Raw genomic sequence first — 16,200 nt, forward strand, 5'->3', positions numbered from 1 at the left:
GGCGAATGCGCGCCTCCAGGGGCGGGTGGGTGGCGGTCCAGCGGCTCATCGCGCGTACCCCGCTGCCGAAGTAGAGGTGGCTGAACTCGGCGGCCTGGGGCGACAGCAGCCGCGAGCCGAGCCGGTAGGCGGCGAGGGTCTGGAGGGCGCCACCGATCCCCTCGGGGTTGCGGGTATACTGCACGGCGCTGGCGTCGGCCAGGAACTCGCGCTGGCGGCTCACCGCCGCCTTGATCAGGTTGCCGCAGAGGGTGCCGGCATAGCCCACCCCCATCAGCGCCACCCCCAGGCCGAGCACGGCCACATGGGCCGCGGCGACCCAGGGCCAGGCTGCGCAGCAGCAGCTGGCCGATCAGGCCGATCACCAGGATGCCGTGGAGCAGCGCCACCAGGCGCAGGTTGAGGCGCATGTCGCCGTGCAGGATATGGCTGAACTCGTGGGCGATGACTCCCTGCAGCTGGTCGCGGTCGAGATGCTCGATGGCGCCCCGGGTCACCCCGATGGCGGCATCGTGAGGCTCGTGGCCGGCGGCGAAGGCGTTGATGGCGGCGTCCTCGAGCAGGTAGACCGCCGGCACCGGCAGGCCCGAGGCGATGGCCATCTCCTCCACCACGTTGAGCAGCCGACGCTCGTCGGCATCGCGGGTATCGGCATTGAGCGCACGCCCCCCCAGCGCCTCGGCCACCGCCGAGCCGCCGGCGCGCAGCTGCAGATGGCGCAGCAGGCCGCCGACCAGCACCACGGTCACCACCCCCAGCGCCACCCAGCCGAACAGCTCGGGGGCCAGGGCCCGTGCCAGGGGGTCGCTGCCCCCCAGCTGGCCATCGAAGAGCACCACGGCCAGCGCCACCAGTACGCTGGCCGCGACGATCAGCCCGGCCACGGCCAGCAGCAGCAGCACGACGAGGCGGCCGGTCTGGCGCCGGGCACGATCCTGGGCGGAGAAGAAGTCCATGGCCGCCCTCCGCTCAGAAGCTGACGCGGGGCGCGGCCTGGATCTCGGCGCTGTCCTCGAACTCCAGCAGCGCGGCGTCCTGCTTGTGGCCGAAGGAGGTCGCCATCACCACCGGGGGGAAGCTCTGCTTGTAGGTGTTGTACTGCATCACGGCGTCGTTGAAGGCCTGGCGGGCGAAGGCCACGCGATTCTCGGTGCTGGTCAGGGTCTCGGAGAGCTGGCGCATGTTCTCCGAGGCCTTGAGGTCGGGGTAGGCCTCCATCACCACGTTGAGCCGCCCGAGGGCCGCCCCCAGCGCCCCCTCGGCGCCGGCCAGCTCGGCCATGGCCCCGGGGTCACCGGGCCGGGCCGCGGCATGCTCGAGGCCGATCGCGGCGGCATTACGCGCCTCGGTCACCGCGGTCAGCGTCTCGCGCTCATGGCTCATGTAGGCCCGGGCGGTCTCCACCAGATTGGGGATCAGGTCATAGCGGCGCTTGAGCTGCACCTCGATCTGGGCGAAGGCATTCTGATAGCGGTTCTTCAGGGCCACCAGGCGGTTGTAGACGGAGACTGCGTAGACCACCAGCAGGCCAAGCACCACCAGCGGCAGGAGGGTCGTGAGATCCATGGTCGACTCCTTGTCGATGCAGAGGGAAGAGAACCGGCCGGCTTGACCTGCATCAAGCCGGTTCATGCAGGCATGGTTCATGTCGTGGCAGGGGTTGATGCTATCATCGAAGCGCCCCGGCCCGGCACGGACAGCTTCAAGGCTAGCAGGCCGGCCTCCCGGGGTCGCCACCGGGTGTTCGACGAGACACTTCAGGGAGCCGCACTTGGCCGAACAACTCAGGGACTTCGCCCACGCCTTTCTCCACGCCCTGCGCAACCTGACGCCGATCATCGTGGTGGTGGTGGCCTTCCAGGCCCTGCTGTTCCGGGAGTGGCCGGAGGGCGGCCTGGCCATCGCCTTCGGCCTGCTGATCGTCGCCGTCGGGGTGGCGCTCTTCCTCCAGGGCCTCGAACTCAGCATCTTTCCGGTGGGCAAGCGGCTCGCCAACCAGTTCGCCCGGCGCGGCTCCATGCTGCTGCTGATGGCCTTCGGCTTCGCCATCGGCTTCTCGGCGGTGGTGGCGGAGCCGGCGCTGATCGCCGTGGCCGAGCAGGCCTACGAGATCAGCGAGGGGCGCATCGATGCCCTGACTTTGCGGCTGATCGTGGCCGGCTCGGTGGGGCTGGTCATGGCGCTGGGGGTCTTCCGGGTGATCCTCGGCCACCCCATCCACTGGTACATGATCGTCGGCTACATCACGGTGGTCGCGGTGACCTTCTTCGCCCCGGAGGAGATCGTCGGGCTCGCCTACGATTCCGGCACGGTGACGACCAACGTGGTGACCGTGCCGCTGATCGCCGCCCTGGGCATCGGCCTGGCCGCCTCCATCCGCGGGCGCAACCCGCTGATCGACGGCTTTGGTCTGGTCGCCATGGTGGTCGTGGCCCCCATGATCAGCGTGCAGCTCTACGGCATCCTGACCTACGCCGACCCCGGCCAGATCGCCAACGGCGCCGCCCTGGTGGGGCTGGAGGGCGAGACCGAGGCCCCCTCCGGCCCCCTGGTGATGCTGCTGGACCTCTTCGGCATGCTGCGCGACGTGCTGCCGATCATCCTGGTGATCCTGTTCTTCCAGTACGCCGTCTTGCGCCGCTCCCTGGCCAGCCCCGTCAAGGTGGGGGTGGGCTTCGCCCTGGTGATCGTCGGCCTCTACGCCTTCGTGGTGGGCCTCAAGCTCGGGCTCTTCCCCATCGGCGAGCGCATGGCGGAGCAGCTGATCACCTTCGACACCTGGCTCTGGGTCTACCTGTTCGCCTTCGCCATCGGCTTCGCCACCACCATGGCGGAGCCGGCGCTGATCGCCGTGGGCCAGCAGGCCGAGGAGGCCGCCGCCGGCAAGATCCAGGGCAGCGTCATCCGCATCCTGGTCGCCCTCGGCGTGGCCATCGGCATCACCATCGGGACCCATCGCATCATCAGCGGACACTCCTTGCCGCTGTATGTCGCGATTGGCTACTGTACTGTCCTGCTGCTGACCTACCTGGCACCTCGCTATATCAGGGCGCTGGCCTTCGACCTCGGTGGCGTATCCGCATCGGCCGTCACCGTTCCCCTGGTCACCGCCCTGGGTATCGGCCTGGCCAGTCAGATCGAGGGGCGCAGCGTGCTGATCGACGGCTTCGGCCTGCTGGTGTTTACCTCGGTCTTCCCTATCGTGACCGTGATGAGCTATGCCATCCTGATGGAACGGCTGGCCCACTGGAGAGAGAAGAGATCATGAAGTTTTCCCTGCTGGTGGCCATCGTGCCCGAAGAGCTGGAGCAGGAGTGCATCGACGCCGCCACTGAGGCCGGCGCCGCGGGGATGACGCTGCTGTCGGGCCGCGGCATCGGCGGCGAGCGCAAGAAGACCTTCTTCGGCCTCACCTTCGAGGGCAGCCAGAGCATCATGCTGCTGACCCTGGAGAAGGGGCTGTCGCTCCGGGTGCTCAAGGCGATTCGCCAGATCCTCAACCCCACGGGAGAGGGCTCCAAGGGCCTGGTGATGACCCTGCCGGTGGAGCACCTGGGCGGCATCGACATGGCGCAGGTGAAGCGCTTCGAGGAGCGCATCCGCCACGATATCTGAGCACTCCCCGCCCGACGCCGAGCCGAGGGCGCCTACCCAACGGAGAGAGAGCATGCTGGTCAAGGACATCATGATGCGCGACGTGGTGACGGTGTCGCCCTTCGCCACCCTGCGCGACGCCCTGGCGCTGATGAAGCAGCACAACCTCAAGAGCCTGGTGGTGGAGCAGCAGGATCCCCACGACGCCTGGGGGCTGATCACCTACACCAATATCCTCAAGACCATCGTCGCGGAGAACGGCGATATCGACCTGATCAACGTCTACGACGTCTGCGCCAAGCCCGCCATCGGCGTCGGCGAGTCCCTGGATGTCCGCCATGTGGCGCGGCTGATGACCGACAGCATCGTCAAGCGCGTGCTGGTGCTGGAGGACAACCGCCTGCTGGGCCTGGTGACCATGGACGATATCGTGGGTACGGTTCTCGACCTCATCGAGTGACGGGAGCCCGCTGAACATGGAAGAGTTCTTTACCTGGGCCGGCAGGACGCTGGGCGAGATCATCCGCTTCGTGGTCGGCCTGCTGACCGGTTTCTTCGCCAATCTCGGCGACTCCGCCCGCGGCTTCCTGGAGGGCCTGGCCGGGTCCCTGGGCATCTCGCCCTCTCTGGTCAGCCTGGGGGTGCTGGTGATCGGGCTCTGGCTGCTGTGGAAGGGCTTCCGGGCGCTGATGCGCCGCGCCCTCTTCGCCACCCTGATCTGGTGGCTGCTGGGGGTGACGGTGCTGAGCTGGCTGATCTATTGAAATCACCGCCCCGAGGGGCGGCGATTTGCATTGGTTTTCCACGAATCCATTCGGCAGTGGCTCGAAGGAGGCCGGGGTTCCCGGCGGTTCGACGCTTCGACGAATGGAGGCCGTAGGCCTTCCCGAGGTGTCAACTGGAGCGAGGAGGCACCGCTAGGGCGCCTTCGGCGCCATTCGCGCGGCAGAGCCGCCCTCCCACTAGGCAAGTTACGCCAAAGTGCGAAAAACCCTGTCTGTTTGCCACACGGTGATCAGGCCAGGGCTTTCTCCACCACCTCATAGACATTCGGGGAGAGCTCCTCGGCGCGGATGCGCTCGAGCTCGCCCTTCATCAGCGCCTGGCGGGTCTCGTCGAAGCGCGCCCAGCGGGTCAGCGGGGTAATGATGCGCGCGGCGATCTCCGGGTTGAGGCGGTTGAGCTCGATCACCACGTCGGCCAGCAGGCGGTAGCCCGCGCCGTCGAGGCGGTGGAAGTTGACCCGATTCTGGCCGGCGAAGGTGCCGATCAGGGCGCGGACCTTGTTGGGGTTCTTCAGCGAGAAGGCCGGGTGCGCCATCAAGAACTCGACGCGATCCAGCACGTCGGGCTGGGGGCGGGTCACCTGGATGGCGAACCACTGGTCCATCACCAGCGGATCATGGGCCCAGGTCTCGCCGAAGGCCTTGAGCGCCGGCTCGCTGAGGTCGTCGCGGCTGCTGTGGCTGAGCAGGGTCAGGGCGTGACGCACGTCGGTCATGTTGTGGTCGGCGGCGAACTGCTCGCGGGTGAGCTCGATGCCCTCCTCGTCCTCGATGGCCATCAGGTAGGAGAGCGCCACGTTCTTCAGGCTACGCCGGGCGATCTGCTCGGGGGTGGGCGCATAGGGCTCGTCGAGCCGGTTGTCCCGATAGACCCGCAGGAAGTCGTCGCGCAGCGCCAGGGCCAGCCCCTGCTCGACGAAGTTGCGCGCGGCGTGGATGGCGTCCACGTCCACCAGCGGCTGCTGCTCGGCGATATAGGCCTCGCTGGGCAGGGTCAGCATCTCGGCCAGCACCGCCTTGTCGTCGGGCTCACTGCTGAGCAGGCCACGGAAGGCCTCGATCACCCGACCGTCCATCACCTTCTCGACCCCGTTGCGATGGGCGGCAATCAGGTCGTCCAGGGCCAGCAGCGCCAGGCGCTGGCCGGCGTCCCAGCGATTGAAGCCATCGGAGTCGTTGGCCAGCAGGAAGGCCAGGTCCTCGCGCCCGTAAGGGAAGCGCAGCTTGACCGGGGCCGAGAAGCCGCGCAAGAGCGAGGGCACAGGCGCCTCGGCGACGTCGGTGAAGAGGAGATCCTGCTCGGCCTCGCGCAGGTGGATCACCGCATCCGTGCCCAGCGACTCGCCGTCCAGGGTCAGCGGCAGGTCGCGGCCGCTCTTGGTGCCCACCAGGCCCAGGTGAACGGGGATATGCAGGGGGAGTTTTTCCGGCTGGCCCGGGGTGGCCGGGGTTCGCTGGACCAGCCTCAAGCGATACTCGGCGCGGGCGTAGTCGTACTCGCCGAAGGCGTCAATCTCAGGCGTGCCGGCCTGGTCATACCAGCGCATGAACTGGGTGAGGTCGAGGCCAGAGGCCTCGGCCATGCAGCCGACGAAGTCCTCGATGGTCACCGCCTGGCCGTCGAAGCGCTCGAAGTAGCGGTCGCTGCCACGGCGGAAGGCCGCCTCTCCCACCAGGTTGGCCAGCATGCGCACCACCTCGGCGCCCTTCTCGTAGATGGTCAGGGTGTAGAAGTTGCCGATCTCGATGTAGTGATCCGGGCGCACCGGGTGGGCGGTGGGACCGGCGTCCTCGGCAAACTGGGCGGTGCGGAAGAAGGAGATGTCCTCGATGCGCTTGACCGGGGCCGAGTTGGTATCGGCGGAGAAGCACTGGTCGCGGAAGACGGTGAAGCCCTCCTTCAGGGAGAGCTGGAACCAGTCGCGGCAGGTCACCCGGTTGCCGGACCAGTTGTGGAAGTACTCGTGGGCGACGATGCTCTCGACCCGTTGGAAGGCCGCATCGGTGGCGGTATGCGGGTGGGTCAGCACCGCCGCCGAGTTGAAGATGTTGAGCCCCTTGTTCTCCATGGCGCCCATGTTGAAGTCGTTGACCGCCACGATCATGAAGAGGTCGAGGTCGTACTCGCGCCCGTAGGCCACCTCGTCCCAGGTCATGGCGCGCTTCAGCGAGGCCATGGCGTGGTCGGTCTTGCCGAGGTTCTCCTCCTCGACCCAGATCTGCAGGGTCACCTCGCGGCCGCTGGCGGTGGTGAAGCAGTCCTCGACCTTCTTCAGGTCGCCGGCCACCAGGGCGAACAGGTAGCTGGGCTTGGGGTGCGGGTCCTCCCAGGTGACGAAGTGGCGGCCGTTCGGCAGACTGCCGCGCTCCACCGGGTTACCGTTGGAGAGCAGCACCGGCTCGCGCGCGGCGTCGCCGATCACCGTGGTGGTGAAGGGAGCCATCACGTCGGGACGATCCGGGTAGAAGGTGATGCGCCGGAAGCCCTCGGCCTCGCACTGGGTGCAGTACATGCCGTTCGACTGGTAGAGCCCCTCCAGGGCGGTATTGGCCTCGGGGGCGATCTCCACCTCGGTATCGAGCCGGAACGCCTCGGGCACCCGATGCACGGTCAGCCCGACGTCGGTGAGCGCATACTCGTCCGCCTCCAGGGGCTGACCGTCGAGGGCGATGGCCTTGAGGGCCAGCCGTTCGCCGTCCAGTCTCAGCGGCTCGCCGGCCTCGCGCTCCGGGTGGCGCTCCAGGTGCAGGCTCGCCTTGACCCGGGTTGCGGCCGGGTCGAGGTCGACGGTCAACTCGGTGCGGATAATGCGGTAGGCGGGGGGACGGTAGTCGCTCAGGCGAGTCGGCTGGGGGTCGGACATTCGGCATGCTCCTGTCGGAAATGGACACCATTGTACGGCGTCGGCGCCCCCCGTCTCAAAGTGGCATCGCTCAAAGTGGTGTCACGACCGACCCAGGAGGGGTTCCGGACGGGTGAGGATCCACAGCCCGAGCAGCGCCAGGCCGCCGATCAGCGCCAGCTTGAGCCACAGGATGCCCACGGTGAGGGCCAGGACCAGCATGGAGAAGACCAGCATGGCGGCGGCCAGATACTTGGCATGGCGGGGAATGGCCCGCTCGCCCTCCCAGGCCACCACCGTGGGGCCGAAGCGCGGATGCTCGCGGATCCACAGGGCGAAGCGCGGCGAGCCCTTCGAGGCGGCCCACACCGCCAGCAGCATGAAGCAGGTGGTCGGCATCAGCGGCACGAAGACGCCGATCACGCCCAGGCCGAAACTCACCCAGGCGATGGCAAGGAAGAACAGGCGGCGAATCGAGGACATCGGGCACTCCCTGCGTCGCGATACCTCCATTGAAGCGCAACCCGGCACGGCTGGCCAATCGCGATGGGCTATGGCGGGCAGGCAGGGCGAGCTATTTCGACCTCGACCGCAGGCCGGGGCGGCACCGGCCTAAGCCCGGCGCCGTGGAGTTCAGTCGCGGAAGTTGTCGAACTGCAGCGGCAGGTCGGGGCCCTGTTCGCCGCGCAGCAGCGCCATCACCGCCTGGAGATCATCGCGCTTCTTGCCGGTGACGCGCACCTTCTCGCCCTGGATCTGCGCCTGCACCTTGAGCTTGGACTCCTTGATGCGCTTGACGATCTCCTTGGCCTCCTTCTGGTCGAGGCCCTGCTTGAGGATCACCTCCTGGCGGGCACGCACCCCTGAGAGCACCGGCTCCTGGACGTCCATGCAGCGGGCGTCGATGCCGCGACTGATCAGCTTTCCGCGCAGCACGTCGAGCATCTGCTTGAGCTGGAAGTCCACTTCGGCCTCCAGTGAGACGGTCTCGCCGCTGAGCTCGAAGCTGGCGGTGACGCCCTTGAAATCGAAGCGGGACTGGACCTCGCGATTGGCCTGGTCCACGGCGTTGCTGGCCTCGTGGCCGTCGAATTCGGAAACGATATCGAAGGAGGGCATGGCTTGTCCTGTGAGTGGGTGGATCGGTTGCCCGCCGATTCTATCAGCCCGCGGCGGTGGCCGCGCCTGTCGAGGGCGCCCCGAGGGACTTGACCATCTGCCAGCCAGCGCAGCCGTCCTCGTAGTAGTCCGGAAGCCAGCGCTCGAGGCGAAAGCCCATGCGCCGATAGAGCCTTAGTGCCACTCGGTTGTCCGCGCGAACCTCGAGGCCAAGGCACTCGCTGCGGCGCGCCCGGGCAGCGGCCTCCAGGGTCTCGAGCAGATGGCGGCCCAGCCCCCGGCCCCGAGCCTCGGGGTGCACGCAGAAGGAATAGAGCCGCGCCCGGCGGCTGCCATGGCGAAAGAGCAGGGTGCCGTAGCCCAGCAGGCGGGCCGGCGTGCGCCCTTCAGGCTCGCGCTCGATCACCCAGGTCGCGGCGTGGGCACGGTTGAGAAGATGCCAGAGCTGGCGACGGCTGAAGTGGTCACCCTCGAAGGCACTCTGCTCCAGGCGATTCAGAGCATCCAGGTCGTGGGGGGTGGCCGGACGCAGTCGGGTGGTCATGGAAGACTCCTGGGTCGATGGCGATGATTCTGCGCAGCCAGGCCTCGGCTGTCAGTGGCCCGGAACATGAAATCTTTTCACCCTGGCGGCCGATTGCCCGTCGAGCCACCCTGCCCCATGCTGGGCGCGTCGTCCTCCCCATTTCCCTGTCCGGAAAGCGCCCCATGTGCCCCTTGCGAATCGTCGTCGACCGGCTCGACGACTGGCAGCCCTACTACCCCTCCGAGGACCTGATCACCGCCGCCGACTTCCTGGCCCAGGATCGTCGCCATCGCGTCGCGGAGGAGCAGCAGGACCGCACCACCCATGTGCTCAACCTGTGCGGCGAGCTCGACTACCTGGGCAGCGGCTACTACGTCTCGCTCCTGGCCCAGGCCCGCGGCCATCGGGTGCTGCCCACGGTGGAGACCCTCAACGAGCTCTCCCGTAAGGCGCTTATCGACCTGCAGCTCGACACCCTGGCGCCGCTGCTCGGCGAGCTGGCCCGGGAGGGCGCCCTGCCCGGCGACAGCCTGACCCTGCGGGTGATGTTCGGCGAGTGCCAGGCACCCGGCCTGGAGCGCCTGGCCCGCAAGCTCTTCGAGCGCCTGCCCTGCCCGCTGCTGGAGGCCCGGCTGGTGCGGCGCCACGACCTGTGGCGGCTGGCCCGCCTGAGGCCCCTGCGGCTGCGCGACCTGGGCACGGACGAACAGGATCTCTTCGCCAGCGCCCTGAACCACCACTCTCGCCAGGTGTGGCGCACCCCGAAGGCGCGCCGGCGCTACCGCTTCGACCTGGCAATCCTGGTGGACCCGAAGGAGGCCATGCCCCCCAGCAACCGCGCGGCCCTCAAGGCCTTCATTCGCGCCGGGCGCCGGCAGGGCATCGACGTCTCGCTGATCACCCGTCGCGACGCCGGGCGGCTCGCCGAATTTGACGGCCTGTTCATCCGTGAGACCACGGCGCTCGACCACCACACCTACCGCATGGCGCGGCGCGCCGAGCACGAGGGGCTGGTGGTAATCGATTCGCCCCGGGACATCCTGCGCTGCACCAACAAGGTCTACCTGCACGCCCTGCTGCGGGCCCGCGGGGTCCCGGCGCCCGAGGGCGTGCTGCTGCAGCGCGGCGACCGCCGGCCGCTGGCCGAGCGCCTCGGCCACCTCGTCTTCCCGCTGGTGCTCAAGGTGCCGGACGGCGCCTTCTCCCGCGGGGTGGTCAAGGTGACCGACCGGGCCCAGCTGGAGCGCGAGGCCGCCCGCCTGTTCCGCGATTCCGCCTTGCTGCTGCTCCAGGAGTGGCTGCCCACCGACTACGACTGGCGCATCGGGGTGCTGGATGGCCGGGTGCTCTTCGCCAGCCGCTACTACATGGCCCGCGGCCACTGGCAGATCTACGACCACTCCGGCGCCCGGGTGAAGAGCGGCGGCTTCACCACCCACGACCCCGCCGAGGCGCCGCCGGGGGTGATCAAGGCCGCGCTCAGGGCCTGCCGGCTGATCGGCAATGGCTTCTACGGGGTCGATCTCAAGCAGGCCGGCGACCGGGTGGTGGTGATCGAGGTCAACGACAACCCCAACGTGGATGCGGGCATCGAGGATGCGGTGCTCGGCCGCGACCTCTATGAGCGCATCATGGGGGTATTCCTCTCGCGCATGGAGGCGCGGGTGCGCCAAGGGAGCTGAGCGGGTACGGCCGACGCCGCGGGCCGTCTCGCGCAGACTCTTCACTTTGACAAACCCTTCAGAACGGAGTCCGAGATGCAGGAGGTGCGCCACGCCTTCAACGCCGGCGTCCAGGCGCGTCGCGGCATCGACCATTGAGCCGCGCGCACCCTCACTCTCTTTCATTTCAACCACTTGAAGCTCAAGGCACCCTGACCGTTGCCAACTGGCAACATCGCAACCTCCTGATATAGCTCCCTTCTCTCGATTCACGCCGATTCTGTTGCCACCAGGCGACACTCCGGGCGTGGCTCGGTGGCGACGCCTTTCCCCTATCTCTCTCAACTCCCTGATCTGCAAGGGGCTGGATTGCCTGGCCCGATTGTTGCTGCAGGGACTGACCGCATGCCCAACACGATACGGCCCCTTTCGTACCACCGCTCGCCACCTTGGGCGAGGGTTGGGTGCGACACGCATGGAGAGGCCCCCGAGCAAGGAGCAACGACGACCATGAGGATTACCATCTTCGGTTCCGGCTATGTAGGACTGGTGACCGGCGCCTGCCTGGCGGATGTCGGCCACGATGTCATCTGCGTCGACGTGGACGCCGACAAGGTCGCCCGACTCAACGACGGCGAGGTGCCGATCTTCGAGCCCGGCCTCGAGAGCCTGATCCGCCAGAACCAGACCGCCGGTCGCCTGCGCTTCACCACCGACCCCGCCGAGGGCGTGGCCTTCGGGCTGCTGCAGTTCATCGCCGTGGGCACCCCCTCCGACGAGGACGGCAGCGCCGATCTGCGCCACGTGCTCAAGGTCGCCGAGACCATCGGCCAGCACATGACTGACTACCGGATCATCGTCAACAAGTCGACGGTGCCGGTGGGCACCGCCAGCAAGGTGGAGCGGGTGGTCGCCGCCGCGCTCGACCGTCGCGGCGAGGCGCGCGATTTCGATGTCTGCTCCAACCCGGAATTCCTCAAGGAGGGCGCGGCCATCGAGGACTTCTCGCGGGGCTCGCGCATCGTGGTCGGCACCGAGTCGGAGCGGGTAAGGCAGGCCATGCGCGAGTGCTACGGCCCCTACAACCGCCAGCGCGACAAGCTGATGTTCATGACAGTGCGCAGCGCCGAGCTGACCAAGTACGCGGCCAACGCCATGCTCGCCACCAAGATCAGTTTCATCAACGAGATCGCCAACCTCGCCGAGCGCCTGGGCGCCGATATCGAGGAGGTACGCCACGGCATCGGCTCGGACCCGCGCATCGGCTACCACTTCATCTACCCCGGCTGCGGCTACGGCGGCTCCTGCTTCCCCAAGGACGTTAAGGCGCTGGCCCACACCGCCGAGGCGGCCGGCTATCCCGCCGAGATGATCGGCGCGGTGGAGCGGGTCAACGCCCGCCAGAAGGGCCGATTGTTCGAGAAGGTGTGCGAGGCCTTCGACGGCCAGTTGGCCGGCAAGACCATCGCCCTGTGGGGACTGGCCTTCAAGCCCAACACCGACGACATGCGCGAGGCGCCGAGTCGCGCGCTGATGGAGGCGCTGTGGGAGGCCGGTGCCCGGGTCCAGGCCTTCGACCCCGAGGCCACCGAGGAGTGTCGCCGGCTCTACGGCGAGCGCGACGACCTCGCGCTCTGCGCGCGCCGCGACGAGGCCCTGGAGGGCGCCCATGCGCTGGTGATCTGCACCGAGTGGAAGGCCTTTCGCACCGTCGACTTCGCCCGCCTGCGCGAGACCCTGCGCGAGCCGGTGGTGATCGACGGCCGCAACCTCTTCTCCCCCGAGAGCGTCAAGGCCGCCGGGCTCGCCTACTACGCCATCGGCCGGGGTGACTCCGTGCGCCCCGTCCTGGCCTGAGGCAGCGTGATGTCGAGACCACCCGTCGATCGCTCCGTCGCCAGCCGGGTGACGGAACTCACCACCCTGCTGCTGATGCTGGCCGCCCTGGTGGTGATCATCACTGAGCTCCCCGCGGAGGTCTTCAGCCCGGAGTCGAAGAGCTTCTTCTTCGCCATCGGGGCCGTGGGCGCCTGGCGCTACAGCTGGTGGCTGGTCCAGGCCGTGCGCTCGACCTGGTACAACCGGCGCATCTTCCCGCGCCTGCGCGCCGAGGCGGACGCGGCAGCCGAGCACTCCCGGCCGCCGGAGCTCTACGTGCTCTGCACCTCCTACCGCATCGAGGGCGAGGTGAACTTCCGGGTCTACGACGCCCTGCTGCGCGAGCTGGTCGACTACGGGGTGCCCACGGTGCTGTTCGCCTCGATCTCGGATCGCACCGACGTCGACGTGATCACCCACGTGCTGGACGACCACGGCTGGCCCGACCACGTCGAGGTCCGCTACATGTTCCAGAAGGGGGACGGCAAGCGCTCCGCCATGGCCGAGGTGCTGCGGGCGATCTCGCGTCGACTGCCCGCGCCGGGTTCCCTGCTGGTCTCCATGGATGGCGACATCCGCCTGGAGCCTGGCACCCTCGAGCGTTCGCTGTCGTTCTTCCAGGCCGACCCTGGGCTCGGCGCCCTCACCACCAACAACAGCGCCATCGTCACCGGCAACGATGCCACCCGCGAGTGGTATGACCTGCGCTATGCCCAGCGCCACCTGGTGATGAGCTCGCTGTCGGTCTCCCGGCGGCTGCTGGTGCTCACCGGCCGCTACAGCGCCTTCCGCGCCGACCTGGCGGTGCAGCCGGACTTCATCGACCTGGTCGAGAACGACCAGGTCGAGCACTGGCGCTTCGGCCGCTTCAAGTTCCTCTCCGGGGACGACAAGTCGACCTGGTTCTGGCTGCTGAAGAACGGCTGGCGGATGCGCTATATCCCCGACGTCTACGTCTCGGGCTACGAGGAGCTGCCCGACCGCCGGCGCTTCTTCGCCTCCACCACCGACCTGATGCGGCGCTGGTACGGCAACATGCTGCGCACCAGCAATCGCGCCATCGCCCTCGGGCCCCGCCCCATGGGGCTGTTCGCCTGGTGGAGCCTGGTCGACCAGCGGCTCTCCATGTGGACCACCCTGATCGGCCCCACGGTGGTGTTGCTGGTGACGCTGTTCGTGCGTCCCTCGTTCCTGTTCGCCTACCTGCTGTGGATCCTCTTCACCCGCGGCATCGCCACCCTGATCCTGGCCTGGCAGCGGGGACGCTACAGCCTGCTGTGGATCCCGCTGATCTACTACAACCAGGTGTGGGGGGCGATCCTCAAGACCTACGTGAGCTTCCGCTTCAACCGCCAGAAGTGGTCGCGCCAGGGGATCTCCGCCGGCGAGCCCGACGACCCGGTCGCCGTCCGCCGTCAGCGCCGCATGGGCCATGTGCTGCACGGCTTCGCCTACGGCGCGCTGCTCTTCGTGCTGGTGCTCACCACCGGGGTGCTTAAGCCCCCCGACCGGATGTCGCTGGCCATCGCCCGGGACCAGGGCAACGGGGCCGAGGCGCCCGCCGAGAACGCCAACCGCTGGCTCGCCCAGGTGGCCACGACCGTGCCCGAGGGCGGCAGCGTGCGGCTTCCCGAGGGTGAGCTGCGGGTCAACGAGGCCCTGCTCGACCGCCTGGCCCAGAAGCCCGTGCGCGCCGAGCGCATCGACGGCGCCGACGGCCGGCTCGCCAGCACCCTCTCCCTGACCCCCGGGGTCGCCGAGCGCATCACGGGCCCGGATGGAGCGCCCCTGGCCGAGACCACAGGCTGCCCCCCCGACGCGGGCTGCACCCTGACCCTGGACCAGCAGCGACTGACCCTCGTCAACGTACGCCTCAGGGTCGAGCCCGACCCCGTCATGGACGCCGTGAAGACGGCCGGCCCCTGAGCAAGGAGAACCAACGGATGGCTGACCATTTTTCCGATCCCCGCGATCAGGATCGACACGAACCGACCCTCGGCGATGTGCCCGGGGGCGCCCGGGAGCACGAGCGCCAGGCCCGCGGTGACCGGCTCCATCACGAACGCCGCGACGAGCGGCGCCATATCCGCGTCTCCCCGCCCTTCCGGGTGAGGCTGGCGGACGGCCGCACCCTGGCCGGGGTCAATGTCTCCCTAGGCGGCTTCGCGCTGCACAGCGAGCACCCCTTCCACCCCGGCGAGCCGGTCAGGGCCTCGCTGCTGATGACCGCCGGGGCCAGCGAGCTGATCATCCCGGTGCATGCCGGCTGCCGCCGCGTCACCCCGGATCGGGACGGCCGTGGCTACACGGCGGGCTTCGAGATCACCGACATCGAGCCGGGCCACCGCGAGCTGCTGCGCCAGGTGATCCGCAGCTGCCTGAGCGGACGCACCGCCAGCGTCGAGGCGATGATGGCCGGCGAGGACCCCCAGACGCCACGCCAGCGCCAGGCCGGGGTGAGCCAGCCGCTGCCCGCCTCACGCCCGCGGCGCGCCAGGCGCCGCTACGCGCTGCTGTTCGCCGCCATCGGCCTGCTGGGACTGGTGGTGGCCGCCACTGCCTACCGCAACTTCATGATGATCGAGCCGAGCTTCGCCGCGGTGACCGCGCCGCGCATCGACATCAGCGCCCCCGGGGCCGGCATCCTGGGGGCCCACGAGCTGCAGGCCGGCGACCGGGTCGAGCGGGACGCCCTGCTCACCCGGGTCGAGGACAGCGATCTGGAGTCGGACCTGATCCTGGCCGAGGCGGCCCAGCGCTACAACGACCGCCTGATCGAGAACCTGCGCGAGCACCTCGACTCGGGCAGCGAGGAGGTAAGCCTGGCCAACTCCTCCCAGCCGGCCAGCGGCGACACCCTCTCCTTCGAGTCGGTCTCTCCGGAGATCGCCCGGGCGCGCATCGAGCAGTTCGAGACGGCCCGCGACTACGAGAGCTCGCGGATCACCGCCCTGCAGGCACGCCAGGCCAGCAACGAGATCTACAGCCCCTGCGACTGCCTGGTGGCCTGGGCGCTCTCCAGCGCCGACGGCACCTACATCAACCAGGGCGAGCGGATCATGACGCTGATCCGCACCGGCGAGGATGACGTGCTGGTCGAGGCGCTGGTGCACATGAACGACATCGCCCGCATCGAGCCCAACCAGACCGCCTACCTCTCGCTGCCCGACGCCTCGGGGCCGATCCGCGCCCGGGTGCGCAACGTCGCCCTGGACGTGGAGCGCCAGCCGCGGGCCGGCTTCCCCAACTGGGTCCGCCAGCAGCAGAACGTGGCCAGCGTGCTGCTGGTCCCTGAAACGGACCTGCCCGCCCAGAGCGTCGGCCAGCCGGTGGACGTGCGCTTCACCGATGCGCCGCTGCTGGGCGCCACCGCCGAGTGGGTCTGGCAGGGCGCCCGCGCGGTGATCCAGTTCGGCGACCGCATCTACCGGGCCGCCATGCAGGAAGACGACGCCTGACAGGAGACACCCCCCACCCCGCCGCCGCGGCACGGCCGCGGGGGCATCCCCGAGGAGGCAGCATGTCACAGCACCCCCTTTCCCCCTCTCCAGGCGCGCAGCGCGCCGCCTGCCTCGCCCTGGCGGGGCTGGCGTCGGCCTTGGCCCCGGCCACCGCACTGGCCGAGGGCGAGGGCGAGGCCCCGCCGAGGATTCCCGCGGTCGAGTCCTGCTCGACCCGCTACGTCGAGGTCGACGCCCCGCGCCCCGGCGCCGCAGCCGGGGGCCACGAGGCGATCCGCGAGGGCTTCGCCACCCATCGCCACTGGGGCACCGAGAAGAACGTCCAGCGCCTCG

14 protein-coding genes and 2 pseudogenes are annotated in these 16,200 nt (G+C 68.8%); 9 read left to right on the top strand and 7 right to left on the bottom strand.

Features of this window, described 5'->3' with window-relative positions:
• The 3 genes and pseudogenes from J5F18_RS15330 to J5F18_RS15340 all read right to left on the bottom strand — a co-directional run.
• Positions 1–274, bottom strand: a 274-nt coding sequence (locus J5F18_RS15330; protein ID WP_346302253.1) for a M48 family metalloprotease, incomplete at its 3' end; no start/stop codon positions are given.
• Between the two features lie 124 nt (positions 275–398).
• Positions 399–956, bottom strand: a pseudogene (locus tag J5F18_RS15335) (M48 family metalloprotease); the annotation flags it as partial.
• Between the two features lie 13 nt (positions 957–969).
• Complete coding sequence (locus tag J5F18_RS15340) at positions 970–1,566, bottom strand: LemA family protein (protein ID WP_346299430.1); 597 nt, start codon at positions 1,564–1,566, stop codon at positions 970–972.
• A 205-nt stretch (positions 1,567–1,771) separates the two neighbouring features.
• Between J5F18_RS15340 and J5F18_RS15345 the strand changes: the two genes are divergently transcribed.
• The 4 genes from J5F18_RS15345 to J5F18_RS15360 are packed head-to-tail and all read left to right on the top strand — an operon-like array spanning position 1,772 to position 4,358.
• On the top strand, positions 1,772–3,268 hold the full coding sequence (locus J5F18_RS15345; protein WP_346299431.1) for a DUF1538 domain-containing protein: 1,497 nt from the start codon (positions 1,772–1,774) through the stop codon (positions 3,266–3,268).
• Positions 3,265–3,615, top strand: coding sequence for a transcriptional regulator (locus J5F18_RS15350; protein ID WP_346299432.1), 351 nt, complete (start codon positions 3,265–3,267; stop codon positions 3,613–3,615). Before J5F18_RS15345 ends, J5F18_RS15350 begins: the two co-directional genes overlap by 4 nt.
• Positions 3,616–3,667: 52 nt before the next feature.
• Positions 3,668–4,054: a CBS domain-containing protein gene (locus J5F18_RS15355; protein ID WP_346299433.1), complete on the top strand. Its 387-nt coding sequence runs from the start codon at positions 3,668–3,670 to the stop codon at positions 4,052–4,054.
• Positions 4,055–4,070: 16 nt separating this feature from the next.
• On the top strand, positions 4,071–4,358 hold the full coding sequence (locus tag J5F18_RS15360) for a hypothetical protein (protein ID WP_346299434.1): 288 nt from the start codon (positions 4,071–4,073) through the stop codon (positions 4,356–4,358).
• Between the two features lie 251 nt (positions 4,359–4,609).
• On the opposite strand, the gene pepN is transcribed toward J5F18_RS15360, so the two are convergent.
• The 4 genes from pepN to J5F18_RS15380 all read right to left on the bottom strand — a co-directional run bounded on the left by pepN (position 4,610) and on the right by J5F18_RS15380 (position 8,885).
• On the bottom strand, positions 4,610–7,243 hold the full coding sequence (gene pepN, locus J5F18_RS15365) for an aminopeptidase N (protein ID WP_346299435.1): 2,634 nt from the start codon (positions 7,241–7,243) through the stop codon (positions 4,610–4,612).
• Between the two features lie 81 nt (positions 7,244–7,324).
• Positions 7,325–7,705 (bottom strand): YbaN family protein, encoded by a 381-nt coding sequence (locus J5F18_RS15370; RefSeq protein ID WP_346299436.1) that lies wholly within the window; start codon positions 7,703–7,705, stop codon positions 7,325–7,327.
• A 150-nt stretch (positions 7,706–7,855) separates the two neighbouring features.
• Positions 7,856–8,341: a YajQ family cyclic di-GMP-binding protein gene (locus J5F18_RS15375; RefSeq protein ID WP_346299437.1), complete on the bottom strand. Its 486-nt coding sequence runs from the start codon at positions 8,339–8,341 to the stop codon at positions 7,856–7,858.
• Between the two features lie 43 nt (positions 8,342–8,384).
• On the bottom strand, positions 8,385–8,885 hold the full coding sequence (locus J5F18_RS15380) for an N-acetyltransferase (RefSeq protein WP_346299438.1): 501 nt from the start codon (positions 8,883–8,885) through the stop codon (positions 8,385–8,387).
• Positions 8,886–9,049: 164 nt separating this feature from the next.
• Here J5F18_RS15380 and J5F18_RS15385 point away from each other — a divergent pair, with 164 nt between their 5' ends.
• From J5F18_RS15385 to J5F18_RS15405, 5 genes and pseudogenes are all read left to right on the top strand, one after another.
• Positions 9,050–10,549, top strand: a complete 1,500-nt coding sequence (locus tag J5F18_RS15385; protein ID WP_346299439.1) for a RimK family protein — start codon at positions 9,050–9,052, stop codon at positions 10,547–10,549.
• 489 nt (positions 10,550–11,038) lie between these two features.
• Entirely contained in the window at positions 11,039–12,385 is a 1,347-nt protein-coding gene (locus tag J5F18_RS15390; RefSeq protein WP_346299440.1) for a UDP-glucose/GDP-mannose dehydrogenase family protein, read from the top strand.
• A gap of 9 nt (positions 12,386–12,394) precedes the next feature.
• Positions 12,395–14,332, top strand: coding sequence for a glycosyltransferase (locus J5F18_RS15395; RefSeq protein WP_346299441.1), 1,938 nt, complete (start codon positions 12,395–12,397; stop codon positions 14,330–14,332).
• A 17-nt stretch (positions 14,333–14,349) separates the two neighbouring features.
• Complete coding sequence (locus J5F18_RS15400; protein ID WP_346299442.1) at positions 14,350–15,864, top strand: PilZ domain-containing protein; 1,515 nt, start codon at positions 14,350–14,352, stop codon at positions 15,862–15,864.
• Between the two features lie 62 nt (positions 15,865–15,926).
• Positions 15,927–16,200 (top strand): annotated as a pseudogene (locus J5F18_RS15405) (hypothetical protein); the annotation flags it as partial.

Source organism: Halomonas sp. BM-2019 (assembly GCF_017584085.1).

Excerpts from the sequence above, each read along its gene's own strand:
- pepN (WP_346299435.1), bottom strand. The coding sequence starts at position 7,243 with ATGTCCGACCCCCAGCCGACTCGCCTGAGCGACTACCGTCCCCCCGCC.
- J5F18_RS15395 (WP_346299441.1), top strand. The coding sequence starts at position 12,395 with ATGTCGAGACCACCCGTCGATCGCTCCGTCGCCAGCCGGGTGACGGAA.
- J5F18_RS15385 (WP_346299439.1), top strand. The coding sequence starts at position 9,050 with ATGTGCCCCTTGCGAATCGTCGTCGACCGGCTCGACGACTGGCAGCCC.
- J5F18_RS15355 (WP_346299433.1), top strand. The coding sequence starts at position 3,668 with ATGCTGGTCAAGGACATCATGATGCGCGACGTGGTGACGGTGTCGCCC.
- J5F18_RS15375 (WP_346299437.1), bottom strand. The coding sequence starts at position 8,341 with ATGCCCTCCTTCGATATCGTTTCCGAATTCGACGGCCACGAGGCCAGC.
- J5F18_RS15360 (WP_346299434.1), top strand. The coding sequence starts at position 4,071 with ATGGAAGAGTTCTTTACCTGGGCCGGCAGGACGCTGGGCGAGATCATC.
- J5F18_RS15390 (WP_346299440.1), top strand. The coding sequence starts at position 11,039 with ATGAGGATTACCATCTTCGGTTCCGGCTATGTAGGACTGGTGACCGGC.
- J5F18_RS15340 (WP_346299430.1), bottom strand. The coding sequence starts at position 1,566 with ATGGATCTCACGACCCTCCTGCCGCTGGTGGTGCTTGGCCTGCTGGTG.
- J5F18_RS15400 (WP_346299442.1), top strand. The coding sequence starts at position 14,350 with ATGGCTGACCATTTTTCCGATCCCCGCGATCAGGATCGACACGAACCG.
- J5F18_RS15350 (WP_346299432.1), top strand. The coding sequence starts at position 3,265 with ATGAAGTTTTCCCTGCTGGTGGCCATCGTGCCCGAAGAGCTGGAGCAG.
- J5F18_RS15370 (WP_346299436.1), bottom strand. The coding sequence starts at position 7,705 with ATGTCCTCGATTCGCCGCCTGTTCTTCCTTGCCATCGCCTGGGTGAGT.
- J5F18_RS15380 (WP_346299438.1), bottom strand. The coding sequence starts at position 8,885 with ATGACCACCCGACTGCGTCCGGCCACCCCCCACGACCTGGATGCTCTG.